Raw genomic sequence first — 15,290 nt, 5'->3', positions numbered from 1 at the left:
ACATTTCATAATTCCGGCTTCGATTGCGGTAAAGTGGCGAAGAACCCACCCCCTTCACTAACCGCGCAGAGCGCGCAGTCCGATTGATGATTGGAAGATTGATGATTGATGATTTCTTCCCTCATCACGGCGCATCACTCGCCTCCGCCCGAATGAATCCTTTAAGTACGGCACTCACCGTACCCGTCAGCCGGAAGGTCCGGTAAGTCCACCCCGTGCTCAAGTTGGTCGGCATCCCTTCCGTCAACGCCGTGGTCTCTTCCACACCCGCCGTGAAACCGGCCAGATCCTCACTCCCGCCGATCTCGTAGATCACATCCCCGATCGCCTCCGAAATCAGCGGCCCCGTGCCCTTGAAGACCGCGTCCGTCCGCACCGGCAGCGTCAGCGTCAGATGCCCCGCATCGATCTTCGACGCGATCTTGTCATTCGCCGTACCGCTCGCCGGATTCCCGTCGAACGCAAACTCCAACAGGTTGATGATCCCATCCCCATCCGGATCGCCCGTCTTCGACTTGTCCGCACCCGCCTCGAAGGTGAAGCCATTGATCCATGGCGAGAAGGGATCGGTATCCGGCACCGTCAGCGAACCATCGCCCGTGATCCGGCCCCCGGAATTCGCCGCCGTGTAGATCCCCGGCCCCTGCAACACGCCGCCCAGCACCAGCGAGGCCACCGTATCCGAGCCCGTGAACTCCAGCCTCAGCACTCCCTCCGACCCCACGCTCACCGGAGCCGCATCAGCCAGTCCGCCGTTCTTCGTCAGCACCAGGACGCCCGCATTCACGTTCGTCGAGCCGGTGTAAGTATTCGTCCCGGACAGCGTCCAGGTTCCCGTGCCGCTCTTGACCACCGAGAACTGGTTCACGCCGGTGTTCACGATGTTGCCGCTGATCAAACCGTCGCCGGCACCGGCGATGCCAAGCTGCCGCGTGTTGTCGGCGATCGTGCTGGTGACCGTGTTGGTGATCGTCAGCAAGCCGCTCGCCGACTCCAGGTTGATGCCATTGCCACCCGTCGCCGTAAGCGAAAGCGTGCCGGTCAGCGTGTTGCTGCCCGAGACGTTCCTCACCTGGGCACTGGTGCCCGCACCGCCGAAGCCCGTCGCCGAGGCGAAGGTGAAGACGTTCGCCACCGTGATGTCGTTGCTCAACTCCAGCGTGCCGGTCGTCACACCGCCACGCGTGATCGCCACCGGCCCCGAGCCCAGCGCGGCACCGTTCGTGATCGCCACCGTACCGGTGTTGTTCGCGATCGTCGTCGTGCCCGTGTAGAGGTTCGCGTTGCTGATCGTCAGCTTGCCCGTGCCGGTCTTCGTCAGGTTCCGCGCGCCCCCCGTCTGGCTGATCACGCCGCTCAAGCTCAGGTCGCCCGGGCCACCCGCATTCGAGTTCGCGGTAAGGTTGATCGTGCCTTCGAGGCTCGCCGCCTCCGTCGGGTTGTTGTTCACCACACTGCCGCCCAGCGTGATCGGCTCCATGACCGCCTGACCATTCAGGTCGAGCGTTCCTCCGGTCACCGTCGTGCCGGTCGCGATGCCGCCCAAGCCACCCGGATTGCCAAGCTGCACCGTCCCCGCCTGCACGCTGACCGCGCCCGTGAAGTCATTCGCACCGTAAAGCCCCAGCACGCCCGCGCCGGTCTTGGTGATCCCGCCGCTGCCGCTCACCACTCCATCGAAGAAGGTATCTCCCGCGCCTCCCACCGTCAGCGTGCTGCCGACCAGATCCACCGCGTTCGACGCCACCAGATCGCCGCTGAGCGAGGCATTCGACCAGAGCTGGCTGCCGCCCACCACGAGATCCACCTCTTGCCCGGGCGTCGTCGAACCGAAGCTCACACCCAACGAAGCCGCATACATCAGAATGCCGCCGAGCCCGACCGAGAGCACGTGATCCGCATTGCCACCCGTGAAGGAGAAGGCCACCGGGCTCGTGAGATACATCGCTGGCGTGCTCTGATCGCCGTTCAGCTCGATCAATTGGTCGTCGAACAAGCCCTCGATCCCGAAGCGTGTGGCATTGTTTGTGCCGGGCCCGGCGGCCGGATTCGCCGCTGCATCCGTGACCGAGGTGGACCAGGATGCCGCCGCCGCCCAGCTCGTGCCGGTGCCGTCCCAATAGCTGTCGGAGTAAAGGTTCGTCACGTCCAGCAGGCCGTCCCCCGTGATCCGGTCGCTCTCGAAGTTCGCGCCGAACGCCGCGCTCGATCCGACCCGCCCCCACTTGCCGGTCGCCTGGTTCACCCCGTCGAAGCGCAGGTTGCTCACCGTCTCGAGATCCGCGTGGGGCAGATCGAGAATCGCTCCAGCCTCCAGATCGATCGTCGCGGTATCCGCGATCAGATCCGGGAAATCCAATTGCAGCGTGCCACCGGCGACCGTGGTCACGCCCGTGTAAGTATTCACCCCGCTCAGTACCAGCGTCCCCGTCCCCACCTTTGTTAGAGCGACCTTGCCCGCACCATCGGTGATGTTGCCGGAGAAGTTGCCGCCGCCGTCGTTGTCGCCCGTCACCAGCGTGCTGGTCCCGGCCGTGCCGCTGCGGTTGATCGCGCCGCTGCCGCTCAGGCCGTTGATCGTCTCCGTGCTATCGCCCGTCGCCGTGCGCAGGATCAGCGTGCCGTTGACCGTCACATTGCCCTTGCCCGCTCCGTGCGGAATCACCTCCGCGGCGTTCAGCTCCACCCGCGTGTTGGCGCTGATCGTGGTGTTGCCGGCCCAGGCATTGGCCGCGCTTCCGAGCACGATCTTCTGCACGCCCTTGGTGCCGCTGGTCACGTCCGTCATCGTGACGTTGGTCACCTTGTCCGTGATCGCGGAGTTCATCGTCACCGTTCCAACAGCCGTGGCCGCGCTGCCCGTTCCCTGGTTGCGCAGCGTCAGCGCTCCCGTGAAATCGATCGCCGCGCTACCCACCGTGACCGAACCGCTACCGCTGCCGATCGTGCTTTGGATCGTCAGGTTGTTCGTTCCCGTGATCCCGCCGTTGAAGACCGGCACGGCCGTCGCCCCCAGGTTGTCGATGTAGATCAGCCCCGTGCTCCCGCTGGCCAACACCACCGGCCGCGTCCAGGTGCCCGATGCAAGGCGCAGGCCGATCACCGTCGAATTCGGCGCGCTGTCGCCCACCGTGATCGGGCCCGTGGTGCCGAAGTTCCCGATGTTCCGCGCGTAAACAAAACCGCCCTTCAGGACGAAGCCAGCCATCGTGTTCACCCCGGTGCCGATCTCCAGCCCGCCGCTGTTCTGGGTCACGGTTCCGGTCGTTCCCAGGTTGATCACCGGCGTCCCGCCCGCATGCGTGCGCAGGTCGTAGCTGCCGGTCAGCGTCAGGTTCATCCCGCTACCGCTGATGCCGCCGCGGATCAGGTGCGTGCCGCCGATCGCGCTCGACCAGCTCTGCGAGGCACCCAGCACGATGTTCACGTTGCTGGCCGCGGTGGTCCCTCCGATCGTCATCAAACCCGAGCCCGCGGCGACCGTGATCCCGCCCGCCCCGATCGTCAGCCCCCGGGGCCCGCCGCTCGCCGCGTTGATCACCGTCGTCCCGGTATTGGAGACGCTCACCGAGCTCACCGACTTCGCCGAGTCCATCGTGATCGTCGTCGCCGCCGCCCCGCCCACCGTGATGGTGTCCTCCGCCCCCGGCGATCCGTTCGGCGTCCAGTTGCTGCTCGTCGCCCACGACGAAGTCCCGGTCACAGCCCAGGAATAATCGAGCGCCCGAGCCGCCGGAATCACCGCGGCGGAGACCACGCCCAGGCGCAGCAACGGAGAGGCAATCCAACGCTGGAAGGAGGAAGAGGGACGGATTTTCATGGAACCGATTGGAAGGTGTGGTGGTTTTTGGCAACTGCCCCGCCGCTTGCCGCGAGGACTTCACAGGTCTTTTTCAAGCGATATCGTGAGGATCGTTGCAGGAAACCTCCCTCCGGGTAGTGGGCAAAACTGCCAATGGGCAGCGGATCCTCTGAACGCCTCCGGCGTCGGAAGGCAGGGACCGCTCTCCGAGCGGTCCGGATTATGGCGGCACCTGAAAACGAACCGGCTCGGTAGCGAAGTTGCCGGCCCTCCCCAGCCGGACCTTTCGGAGAAAGGTTCCTGCCCACCGCACCGTGCGGCGGGCAAAGAACCCGAACCAACCCGCCGCACGGCACGCATGACCTCCTGGAAAACTTGCGAGACGGATTGCCATCATGCACCACCCCACCCCCCGCACCACTGGGCAAAACTGCCCATCATCCGCCTGCTTGCCCCCGCCGGGCGATTCCGCCATGGATGGGCAATGCGCCTCCTCCGCTGCCTCCCGCCCGCCGCTCTCGCCGCGTGGCTGATCGCGGCGGCACCGGCCCAGCAGCTCCACGAGGAACTCGCCAGCGACGGCACCGTGATCCCCGCGCCGCCCCCGCCGCCGCCCGGCGATACCCTGGCGATGCTGCACCGCAACTGGACCACCCGCGACGGCCTGCCGCAGGACCACATCCGCGCCATCGCCCGCAGCCGCGATGGCTTCCTCTGGCTCGCCACCGATGCCGGGCTCGCCCGCTTCGACGGCTTCGGGTTCAAGACCTACGGCCTGCGCGACGGTCTCCGCGCGGTGTCCGTGATCTGCCTGTTAGAAGCGCGTGACGGCACCTTGTGGATCGGCACCACCGGCGGCGGACTGAGTGCCTTCCGCGATGGCAAGGTGACGAAAACCTACACACAAAAAGAAGGCCTGCCGTCTGAAAACGTGGACTCGATCGCGGAGGATGATGAAGGCGGCATCTGGATCATGGGTGGCGGCGGCGCCCGACTGTTAGGCGACCGCTTCCTGCCCCTCCCCGCCATCCCCGTCGCCAGTCCCAAGGAGGGCAAGCCCTCCATCTCGACCCTCTTCACCGCCAGCGACAAGACCCTCTGGGCCGGTGTCAGCGGCCGTGCCGTGTCGAAATGGAGCGGCGGAAGCTGGACCGAATCCCCGGACAGCCCGAAAAGTGTCGTGACCTTCTGCGAGGACCGCGAAGGCCGTATCTGGGCCGCGGACAATGGCCGCAACCTGTGGTGCCACCAGGCCGACAAGTGGGAGAAATTCGCCGTTCCCGAAGCCGCCCCCCTCGCCAAAGTCCACTCCATCGCCGCCGGCAATGACGGCACGATCTGGATCGCCTATTTCCGCGCCGCGCTGCTGGGCCTCCGCAGCGGCAAGTACTTCACGCCGCTGACCCGGGGTGCGGCCTTCGCCGACCTGTCCGAGCAGGTCCATGTGACCTCGGACGGCCAGCTCTGGCTCGGCTCCGCGACCCACGGCCTATACGCCCTCACACCCTCGCACCTGAGCGTGCAACTTGTCGAAAACGTACAAGGGAACCAAGCCGCGAATTTCGTCGGCGCACTGGCCCAAGGGCCGGCCGGCACCCTGCTCGCCGGCACCCAGGGCCGCGGCTTCTACATGCTCGCCGACGGTCGCAGCGCCCCTCTTCCCGTGGCCGCCGGCTCGGCGGACAGCGCCTTCGTCAACAGCATGCTGCGCACCCGCAAGGGCGAGATCTGGGCCGGCGGGACCAGCGCCGTTTACCGCTTCCTCGACGGCAAGATGGTGGCACAGGCCTTCGGCCCGAAGGACCCCAGGATCGGCAATGCCTGGGACCTGTGCGAAGACCCCGCCGGCACTCTCTGGGCCGGCACCGGCGATGGCGCGCTCTATCAGATCAAGGACGGCAGGTCCGTCCGCCAGAAATTCGACAATACCGCCTATCCCGTGAAGGGCATGGCCTGCCAGTCCGATGGCACCCTCTGGGTCGGCACCCGCGGCAACGGCCTCTTCTGCAAGCGCGACACCAAGTGGCCGCGCTACGGCGAGGCCCAGGGCCTGCCCAGCGAGGTGATCCGCGTGGTCCTCAGCGGGGCCGACGACACGCTGTGGGTCGGCACCGCGGGCGGCGGCCTGGCGGTGAAGCAGGGCGAGCGCTTCAGCGCGGTGACCACCCAGCACGGCCTGCCGGACAACACCGTCTCGCAGATCATGGAGGACAACGAAGGCCGCCTCTGGCTCGGCACCAATCGCGGCCTCGCGGTCCTCTCCGCCAAGGACGTGGAGCGCATCAAGCAGGGCCAGCCGGGCGAAGTCTTCCCGCGCGTGATCGACCGCTTCGACGGCCTGCTCTCCGAGGAATTCACCATCGTCCCGCCGGTGAAGACCGACGATGGCCGCGTCGCCTTCGCCACCACCCAGGGCGTGGCGCTGCTGCGGACGCGGGACTTCCATGCCGACGAAACCACGCCGCCGGTGCTGCTCGAGGAGATCCTGTTAGACAACCGCGCGGTGGCGGCGAAGGACGGTTCGCTGAAGGTGCCGCCGGGCGTGATGCGGATCGACTTCCACTTCACCGGCCTGCACTTCGCGGCCCCCGACCGGCTGCGCTTCCGCACCCGTCTCACAGGCCTGGAGGAGAACTGGAGCACCGCCGGCACCGAGCGCAACGCGGTGTACCGCAACCTCGAACCCGGCCACTACCGCTTCGAGGTCTCCGCCTCCACCGGCAACGGCCTGTGGAGCGAGGTGCCCGCCGTGGTGGACCTGACGGTGCGCCCGCACTTCTGGCAGACGGCCTGGTTCCGCCTGCTGGCCACGGTGCTGGTGCTCGGCGCGGTGATCGCCGCCGTGCGCCAGCTCGAACGCCAGCGCGCCTCCCGCCGCATCCAGCAGCTCGAGCGCCAGCAGGCCGTGGACAACGAGCGCGCCCGCATCGCCCGCGACCTGCACGACGACGTCGGCGCGAGCCTGACCCAGGTCGCCCTCCTCAGCCAGCTCGCCCGCAGCAGCCTGGCCAAGCGCCCCGAACGCGCGAGCCAGCACGTCCAGGAAATCTTCGACACCGCCAAGGAGGTCACGCGCTCGCTCGACGAGATCGTGTGGGCGGTGAACCCGGCCAACGACACCTTCGAGAGCTTCGCCCTCTTCCTCGGTGCCTTCGTCCAGAACTACAGCCACACCGCCGGCCTGCGCAGCCGCTTCGACGTGCCGGAGGCCCTGCCCGCGCTGCCGCTGGAAGCCTCGGTCCGCCACCACCTCTACCTCGCGACCAAGGAGGTGATGCACAACACCGTCAAGCACGCCAAGGCCAGCGAGGTCCGCATGACCCTGGCCCTCGAGCCCGGCAAGTTCCACCTGGTGATCGAGGACAACGGCCAAGGCTACGACAGCTCCGCGCCCGGTGCCCCGCACGCCGACGGCCTCATCAACCTGCAGAACCGCCTCAAGCAGCTCGGCGGCACCTGCACCCGCCACAGCTCACCGGGCCAGGGCACATCGGTCGAGATGACGGTGCCCTTGGAAGGATGATGCCGACACACCTTCATGGGGGAACCTTAAAGGGGTACCCTTAATGGGAGAACCTTCGTGTCCCGTTTCGGGGGACGGGTGGCGTACCGTTTCGGGGGACGGGTGGCGTACCGTTCCGGGGGACACCCCCTGCCCCGTTCCGGGGGACGGGTGCAGGCTGGCAGTAGAAGCCCGGCGCGTTTCATGGGCAGAATTGCCCACTTACCCGAAGTCCTCTCCAACAGGACACTCCCCCTACACCCCGTGAACGATTCCGCTGTGCCCGTCACCTTCAACGATGCTAGTTTCGCCGAGATGCCCGAGAAGACGAACGCGCGCACTCCCGCCGAGGGTCCGGTGACCGTGGGCGTGGTGGAGGACGATGCACGGATCCGCTGGAGCCTGTCCGCGATCCTGGAGGAGGAGGAGGATCTCGATTGCGTGGGCACCTTCGCCAGTGCGGAGGAGGCCCTGACCCACCTGCCGAAGCTCAAGCCGCAGGTGGTGCTGATGGACGTGAACCTGCCCGGCATCAACGGCATCGAATGCGTGCGCCGCCTGGCGGTGAAGTGCCCGGGCATCCAGGTCATCATGCTGACGGTTAGAGAAGACTCCGACATCATCTTCGACTCGCTGGCCGCGGGTGCCTGCGGCTACCTGCTCAAGCCGCCGAGTGCGGAGGAACTGGTGGCGGCGGTGCGCGATGTCTTCGCCGGCGGCGCGCCGATGACGACCTCGATCGCGCGCAAGGTGGTGCAGTCCTTCAACCGCGCCGGGACCTCGCCGAAAGAAGCGGAGAACTTGTCGCCGCGCGAGATTTCGGTGCTGGATCTGCTGGTAAAGGGTCTGGCCTACAAGGAGGTGGCCGCCGAGCTGGGGATCAGCTATTCGACGGTCCATCGCCACATCGAGAGCATCTACCGCAAGCTTCACGTCCATTCCCGGAGCCACGCGGTGGCGAAATACCTGGGAGCCTAACGGGTGCAATGTGCAACCCGGCGGGTGCGAATTGCACTGGCCGGAGGGGTGCATGTTAGAGCCAAGCCGTGAAAATGCGGGGCTGGCTGGACTTGGAACGGGGTTTGCAAGAAAAAGGGTTCCCGACAACTGCTCGGGCCCGGAGTCCCATGCCCTAACGGGAAGGGTCAGCCGCCCGGGTCCGGTCCATTCACCCCCACCCATGAGTCCACTCCCCTCGCGTGATTCCCGCTTCGCGGGCATCTCCTTCGCCGGCAAGTCGTCGCCGCGAATCCCGGTCATCCGCGGTGCAGGTAGCCTGCCCTGCAGTGCGAAGCCGCGGCTGACGCTGCGGCCCGACCGCTTCGACGAGCTTGAGGACCGGACGACGGACGATGCGGTGTTCCTGAGCGAGACGCTGCTGAGCGCGGGCCTCGACCCGGCGCGCTACCGGATGGCCCCGCTGCGGCGGCGCCTGCCCGCCTGCCTGCGGGCTCTGCGCGCGAACTCGCTGCATGAGGCCGCGGAGATCCTGCGGGCCGCGCCGGAGCGGCTGGCGCTAGCGCTCAACACGCTGCTGATCGGGACCAGTTCCTTCTTCCGGGACGAGCCGGTGTTCGAGCATCTGGCGAGTTCGGTGATTCCCACGCTGGTCGCGCGCTGCACGCATCCGCGGGTGTGGAGTGCCGCCTGCTCCGACGGGGCCGAGCTCTACTCGGTGGCGATGCTGCTGGCGCGATACCGGCCGCTGGCAGGGGACCAGCTTCTGGGAAGCGACTTCCGCCCGCGGGCCATCGAGCTCGCGAAGCGCGGGATCTATCCTGCCGAGGAAGCCGCCGCGGTGCCGACGGACCTGCGCGGGCGCTTCCTGAGCGGCGGGCGAAGCCGCGTGATCGTGAGCGCCGAACTGAGACGGGCGACGCGTTGGGAATGCCGCGATCTGCTGGAGGCTCCGCCGCGGCAGAGCTGGGACCTGGTGCTGTGCCGGAACCTGGCGATCTACCTGGCAGGCCCGGCGGTCGAGAACCTTTGGAAGAAGCTCGCCGCCGTCCTCGCCCCCGGCGGGGTGCTGGTGGTCGGCAAGGCGGAGAAGCCGCGGATTCCGGGCTTGAAGCGGATCGCGCCCTGCATTTACCGCTACGCGCCATGACCGAGGTTGACGGCCCAATCATTCAGCGGGCGCGGCGCGAAGCCCCGCCGCGAGCTCTTTCCATGGCGCTGAGCTTCGGGATCATCGCGGTGATGGCGTGGCTGCGGCTGGTCGCTTACCCGCAGCAAGACCAACCCTTCCCGCTCTCGCCGGCGGTGCCGCTGCTGCTGTGCCTGTGGACGCGGGATGTGCGCTCGCTCTACGGGATGTCGGTGGCCTTCACGATGATCGCGCTGCTGCGGATCTTCTGGGTGACGAAAGGTGCGACCAGCGGATCCTACGAGACGCTGCTGATTGTCTCCCAGTTCACCAACATCTGGCTGGTGGCCGGGGTGATCCACGGGATCCTGGCGGCGCGCAACCGGATCGAGCGGAAGAACGACGAGCTGGGGCAGCTCAGCGTGGAGCTGGAGGCGAGCAACGAGGAACTGGCATCGAGCAACGAGGAGCTGGCGGTGCGCGAGGAGGAGATCATGCGGCAGAACGAGGAGCTGCAGAGTTCGACCGAGGAACTCGAGCAGCAGTCCGAGGAACTGCGCCAGCGGGCGGAGGAAATGGAGCAGCAAAGCGTGGAGCTGAACGACGCGAACAACGAGCTGCTGCGCCGCGAACGGGGCCTGCAAACGCTGCTCGATTCCGGGCGCTGGCTGCGCGCCGACCTGAGCGAATCGCTGGTGATGAACGGCATTTGCCAAGCGGGCGTGCAGGTTCTGGGCGATGACGTGAATGCGGCGGCGGTGCTGGTGGAGAGCGAGGGCAAGCTGGCGCTGAACGGGAACTCGGGCTTCGGGCTGCAAGGGGCATTGGCACCGGAGGTGGGCTTCGACGAGTCCTTCGCGGCGCTGCTGCTGGAGAGCGGCAAGACGGCGGCGATCGAGGACATCGAGGTGCGGCCCGACATCCAACTGCCGCGTCCCGGTGCGGGCCGGCCTTTCCGCTCGGTGCTGGGTTCGCCAATCTGGCACGAGGGCAGGCCGGTGGCGGCGCTGGAGATTTACAGCACCGCGCCGCGGCAGTGGTCGGAGCACGATTTCCGGATCGCGGAGTGGCTGGCGGGCCAGGCGGCGCTGGCGATCCAGGCGATCCGCTTCCAGCAGGAGATCGAGCAGAAGCGGCGCGCGGCGGAGGAGGCTTCCATTCAGAAGACGCGCTTCCTGGCGGCGATTTCCCACGACGTGCGGACCCCGGCAAACGCGATCTCGCTGCTGGCGGAGCTGATCGGGAGGTGCGCGAAGGATCCGGAGCGGGCGCATCAGGTGCCGGCACTGGCGACGAGCCTGTGGAACAACTCGCGGGCGATGATCGAGCTGGTGAGCGACGTGCTCGACCTGACGCGCTTCGACTCCGGGCGGCTGGATCTCGACTTGAGCGAGTTTTCCCTGAGCGAGGTGATTCGTCTGGAAGTGCAGCAGGCGCTGCCGATCGCGCAGGGCCGGGGGCTGGCGTTGCGCGAGGTGTTGCCGGAGCAGGAGCTGCGGCTGAATTCGGACAAGACGAAGCTGGCGCGGGTGCTATCGAATTTCATCTCGAACGCGGTGAAGTTCACCGAGGCGGGCGAGATCCGGGTGGAGCTGGCCCAAGAAGAGGGCGGCTGGGTGGTGCATGTGATCGACTCGGGGATTGGGATTCCGAGCGAGCATCTGGGCTCGATCTTCGACGAGTTCTTCCAACTCCGGAATCCGGAGCGGAACCGCGAGAAGGGAACGGGGCTGGGACTGGCGATCTGCCGGCGCTTGATCGATGCGCTGGGCTTCCGGGTTTCGGTGAAGAGCCTGGTGGGGATCGGGACGACCTTCTCCGTGCATGTGCCCGCAGGCTGCGTGGCGGATGGCGCGGCGGTTCGCGAGGCTCCGGTGGATGGACGGGAGTATTCGCTGAAGGATGCGCGGATCCTGCTGGTGGAAGATCACCAGGTGGCGCGGGAGGCGACGGCACAACTCTTGGAGGCGGAAGGCGCCCAGGTCGCAACGGCGGAGACGGGGCGCGAGGCGGTGCGGAAGCTGGCGGCGGGGAGTTATGATATTCTCCTGCTGGATTTGAATTTGCCGGACTTCGAGGGGACGGAGATTTTGCGGGCTTTGCAGGTGTCGAAGCCGGAGAGCTTGAGATGCGTGCTGGTGGTGACGGGAGACGTCAGGCCGGAACGGATCGCGGAGGTGAAGGCGCTGGGGGCGCATGACCTGCTGGCGAAGCCGGTGAGCGTGGAGAGGATCCGGAAGGCGTTGGGGGGGTGCTGAGAAGTGAAAAGGCGAACATCGAACATCGAACGTCCAACATTGAACGCCGAAGCTTGGAAGTGGGAGCGATCGCTCCGCATCGCATCGCCTCTCGCGAATTGACAAGTGGTTGACGCGTGATTTACTTCTCTGGAACCGAAAGCTGAAAAGATGAAGGAAAAAGGTGTATCGCCCGGCGGAAGCAGTCACGCCCGAAACAGCCAAGCAGCCCTCAAGAAGATCGCGGCGACCGGGAAAACCACGGTCAAACACGCGGCCTCCGGAAAGTTCACGTCCTTGGGAAGCGTCTCTATCCTCGTCGTCGGTTCGCCTGGTGCGGGAAAGAGAGCCTCTGTCTCGGTGTTCCGGGTGCCCAACAAGGCCTCGCTTACACGGTCGCAGAAGCTGCTGCGGCAGGCTCCTCACCTCGGGCATCGCACGCTCGCTGTCGTCAGCCCGAAGGTGTTTAACGAGCCGGATCTGCGGCGGGCGATCGTCGAAGATTATAGCGATGTGCTTGTCGAGGAACCTGGGGAGATCGCGATCACGCGGCTCGTGCGATTCCTGGAGAAATCCAGTCGCTCGGTCTTGAAGGAGCAGCTTGCCAAACAGCACCGGGAAACCATGCCGGACCGGACTTTATCGGAGGCCGCTACGACTGACCTTAGCGCCCGCCTGCGGGACGCTTCCGGCCGGCTGGACGCCAAGAAGATCTCCGACCTCTTGGGAATCAGAATGACGGACCTGGCCACCAAGGTCTGCGGCGTTACCAAGCAGGCGCTCGGCCAGTCACCCACCAGCGCCGGCATCCAGGGCAAGCTCCAGCCGCTCGAAGACATCGCCCAGCTTCTCCACTGGTGCGGCGGCGACGAGGCGAAGCTGCGTGCTTGGCTGAAGCGCCCCAACCCGGATTTCCCTGAGATCGACGGCAAGACCCCGTCACCCGTGGACCTCATCCTTCGCGGCCATTCCGGCATCGTCGCCCGCAAGGTGCACAATCTCCGAACCGGCCATCCCGCGTGATGTCCGACGCGCCTCGTTTCCGGGCGGAGCTCGCTTCCTGTTCCGGCATCCCCTTCGTTGGCCGATGCTTTCGGGTCGTGGAGTTGGAGGCCTATCAGGGAGCGAAGACGCCTACACTGTTGTTCGACCTCGGGCCGAAGATCTCGGCGGGAGGTCAACGCTTCAACCCGCCCGGTGACCATCGAGGCCTTTATGTCAGCGCCCAGCTTGCGACAGCGGGCGCCGAATTCGCGGACGGGTTGACGGGTTGGAAGAAGGGCGACTGCGCCAAGCACGTCACCTTCGACACGGAGGTCCGCCTCAGCTCCGTGCTTGATCTCTCCGATGGTGGCGTTCGCCGCCATTTACGGACCACCAGGAAGGAGATTCAATCCGCGTGGGAGGGTTTCGCTGAACTCAATGGCGGAGTCTGGCCACCCACTTGGAACCTGGGTCATGAAGTCTTTGTCTCGGGAGGGTTCGACGGCATCCTTCCCGTCCACGAAGAGTTCCACGGGAACCTGCCTGCTGGTGTTCACCGAGCGTCTCGTCTCGGGAAAGACTCATGTCACGATCTTCAAGCAGGACGGATCTGTTTGGGAGCGGTTGCCCTGAGTGCTTGCCGTCTCTCGCTTCGAGGGGACGGAGATTTTGCGGGCTTTGCAGGTATCGAAGCCAGAGAGCTTGAGATGCGTGCTGGTGGTGACGGGAGACGTCAGGCCGGAACGGATCGCGGAGGTGAAGGCGCTGGGGGGGATTTGAGGAAATGCCGAATGACGAATGCCGAATTTCGAATGAAAGGCAGGCAATCGGAAACGTTGTGGGGATGCGGGGGTCTGCGGTGCCTTGGGTACGCTAGACGCATGAGAAGGCCCTGCCTGCCGGGCTTTTATAGGTCGTTTCGGTGACCACGGGGTGGCTAGGATTGACCGGCGAGTCTCCGAAACGGAAGCCGGGCAGCGACGGTGGAATCGGCAGCCCGCTCTGCCCGTTACCCACATCTCCGTTATGTCTCACGGATGGGTCTACCCTGGGAGCGTGGAGCCACCCGGCCCGCAGAACGGTCCCTAGTTGTCGTTGGACACGGAGAGGTAGACAGTAAGGCGACGGCGCTTTCCATTTCTCCGCGCGATGTTTAGCGCTGCCGGGGTGGCTTCTGCGGGGCAGAGCCTCCGCGGTCCCGGGGGGCAGGCATGGGGCGGAGACGTGGGATGGTCCGCCTTTGCAGCGCCCCTCGCAGCAGGCTGCATCGGGACAGCGGCAGCAGGCTGCGCGCACTCCACGGCGGCGGAGCCGCGGAAGGCATACCGGGAGCGCCTGGCACTGCCCCGGCAGAACGGTCCTGCTGGTTTTGCTCGTCTTGCGATCCGCAGCATCGCGACGGCGCTATCCACTATCTCCGCGCGAGGTTTAGCGCTGCCGGGGTGACTTCTGCGGGGCAGAGCCTCCGCGGTCCCGGGGGGCAGGCATGGGGCGGAGGCTTGGAAGTGGATCGCCTTTGCAGTGCCCCTCGCAGCAGGCTGCATCGGGACAGCGGCAGCAGGCTGCGCGCACTCCACGGCGGCGGAGCCGCGGAAGGCATACCGGGAGCGCTTGGCACTGCCCCGGCAGAACGGTCCTGCTGGTTTTGCTCGTCTTGCGATCCGCAGCATCGCGACGGCGCTATCCACTATCTCCGCGCGAGGTTTAGCGCTGCCGGGGTGACTTCTGCGGGGCAGAGCCTCCGCGGTCCCGGGGGGCAGGCATGGGGCGGAGACGTGGGATGGTCCGCCTTTGCAGCGCCCCTCGCAGCAGGCTGCATCGGGACAGCGGCAGCAGGCTGCGCGCAGTCCACGGCGGCCGAGCCGCGGAAGGCACCTACTGGTGAAGTCCGCCTGAAGGCGGGACTACGAACCCTTGGGGGCGGGCGGTGAAGGATTGTTCGCTTGGCTGGCGAGGACGGGGAGGTTCGGCTTACTTCTCTTTCTTGTCGGGGCGGTGCTTGGCTTGGTCGGTGCCGGGGGGCGGGGTGGAGACGTCTTTTTCGCGGGGGAAGCCGTCGTTCGGGGGCTCGGGAATGGGGGGCTTGACCGGAGCGGATTCGGGGGCGGAAGGTTTTGCGGCCATGGGGGACGATGCACCCGTCCGCGCAGTTATCAAGGTAGGCGAAGCTGGCATTCTTCCTGCGAAAAAGCACGTATGTCGAACGATGTGGCCGGCCTGTATTTCCGCAAGCTGCGGATGCTCCATTGCAGTGAGCTGCAATTGATCAGCTTTTACTCGGAGGTGGCGGCGCACGCTGCCGACGACAGTGTGGAGGCGATGACCGACGACTGCCGGGAGCGCCGGAACCGGCTGGAACAGCTGGCGGTGAATCACGGGATCTCGATCGCGGGCGACGATTGCCAGTCGATGCGGCGGCTGATTGCAGCCTCCCGCATGAATCTGGCGGACGATCACGCATCCTGCGGCGACTTGGCGACGGGGATCTGCGAGTCGGTGCACCGTTTGCAAATTCTGAATTACAGCGTGGCGCGAAGCCTGGCGGCGAAGGAGAGGCTGAAGGATGACGCCGCGGAGCTGGACCGGATGCTCGACCGAATGGTGGACCGTTTTCCGACGGCTTGCGAGTCGGTGGTGCCGCTGGCGATGCTGATCGAGGCGCGCTGAGGCATCTACGAA

8 protein-coding genes are annotated in these 15,290 nt (G+C 66.2%); 6 read left to right on the top strand and 2 right to left on the bottom strand.

Annotation, left to right across the window (positions count from 1 at the left end; genetic code table 11):
• Window positions 1-124: 124 nt before the first annotated feature.
• Window positions 125-3,820: a beta strand repeat-containing protein gene (locus ABWK72_RS17680; protein WP_367870894.1), complete on the bottom strand. Its 3,696-nt coding sequence runs from the start codon at window positions 3,818-3,820 to the stop codon at window positions 125-127.
• A 466-nt stretch (window positions 3,821-4,286) separates the two neighbouring features.
• Between ABWK72_RS17680 and ABWK72_RS17675 the strand changes: the two genes are divergently transcribed.
• From ABWK72_RS17675 to ABWK72_RS17655, 5 genes are all read left to right on the top strand, one after another.
• Window positions 4,287-7,325, top strand: a complete 3,039-nt coding sequence (locus ABWK72_RS17675) for a two-component regulator propeller domain-containing protein (protein ID WP_367870893.1) — start codon at window positions 4,287-4,289, stop codon at window positions 7,323-7,325.
• Window positions 7,326-7,568: 243 nt separating this feature from the next.
• Entirely contained in the window at window positions 7,569-8,282 is a 714-nt protein-coding gene (locus ABWK72_RS17670; protein WP_367870892.1) for a response regulator transcription factor, read from the top strand.
• 202 nt (window positions 8,283-8,484) lie between these two features.
• Complete coding sequence (locus ABWK72_RS17665; protein ID WP_367870891.1) at window positions 8,485-9,411, top strand: protein-glutamate O-methyltransferase CheR; 927 nt, start codon at window positions 8,485-8,487, stop codon at window positions 9,409-9,411.
• Between the two features lie 62 nt (window positions 9,412-9,473).
• Complete coding sequence (locus tag ABWK72_RS17660) at window positions 9,474-11,648, top strand: ATP-binding protein (RefSeq protein ID WP_367870890.1); 2,175 nt, start codon at window positions 9,474-9,476, stop codon at window positions 11,646-11,648.
• Window positions 11,649-11,798: 150 nt separating this feature from the next.
• On the top strand, window positions 11,799-12,650 hold the full coding sequence (locus ABWK72_RS17655) for a hypothetical protein (protein ID WP_367870889.1): 852 nt from the start codon (window positions 11,799-11,801) through the stop codon (window positions 12,648-12,650).
• Window positions 12,651-14,582: 1,932 nt separating this feature from the next.
• On the opposite strand, the gene ABWK72_RS17650 is transcribed toward ABWK72_RS17655, so the two are convergent.
• Window positions 14,583-14,735, bottom strand: a complete 153-nt coding sequence (locus ABWK72_RS17650) for a hypothetical protein (RefSeq protein ID WP_367870888.1) — start codon at window positions 14,733-14,735, stop codon at window positions 14,583-14,585.
• 72 nt (window positions 14,736-14,807) lie between these two features.
• On the opposite strand from ABWK72_RS17650, the gene ABWK72_RS17645 reads away from it, so the two are divergent.
• Window positions 14,808-15,278, top strand: a complete 471-nt coding sequence (locus ABWK72_RS17645; RefSeq protein ID WP_367870887.1) for a DUF892 family protein — start codon at window positions 14,808-14,810, stop codon at window positions 15,276-15,278.
• Window positions 15,279-15,290 lie beyond the last annotated feature (12 nt).

Origin of the sequence: Luteolibacter sp. Populi (assembly GCF_040801775.1) — a bacterium.
In the GTDB taxonomy this organism is placed as follows: Bacteria; Verrucomicrobiota; Verrucomicrobiia; order Verrucomicrobiales; family Akkermansiaceae; genus Haloferula.
The sequence above is the reverse complement of the archived record's forward strand: the minus strand, read 5'-3'. Positions and strand labels throughout refer to the sequence as shown.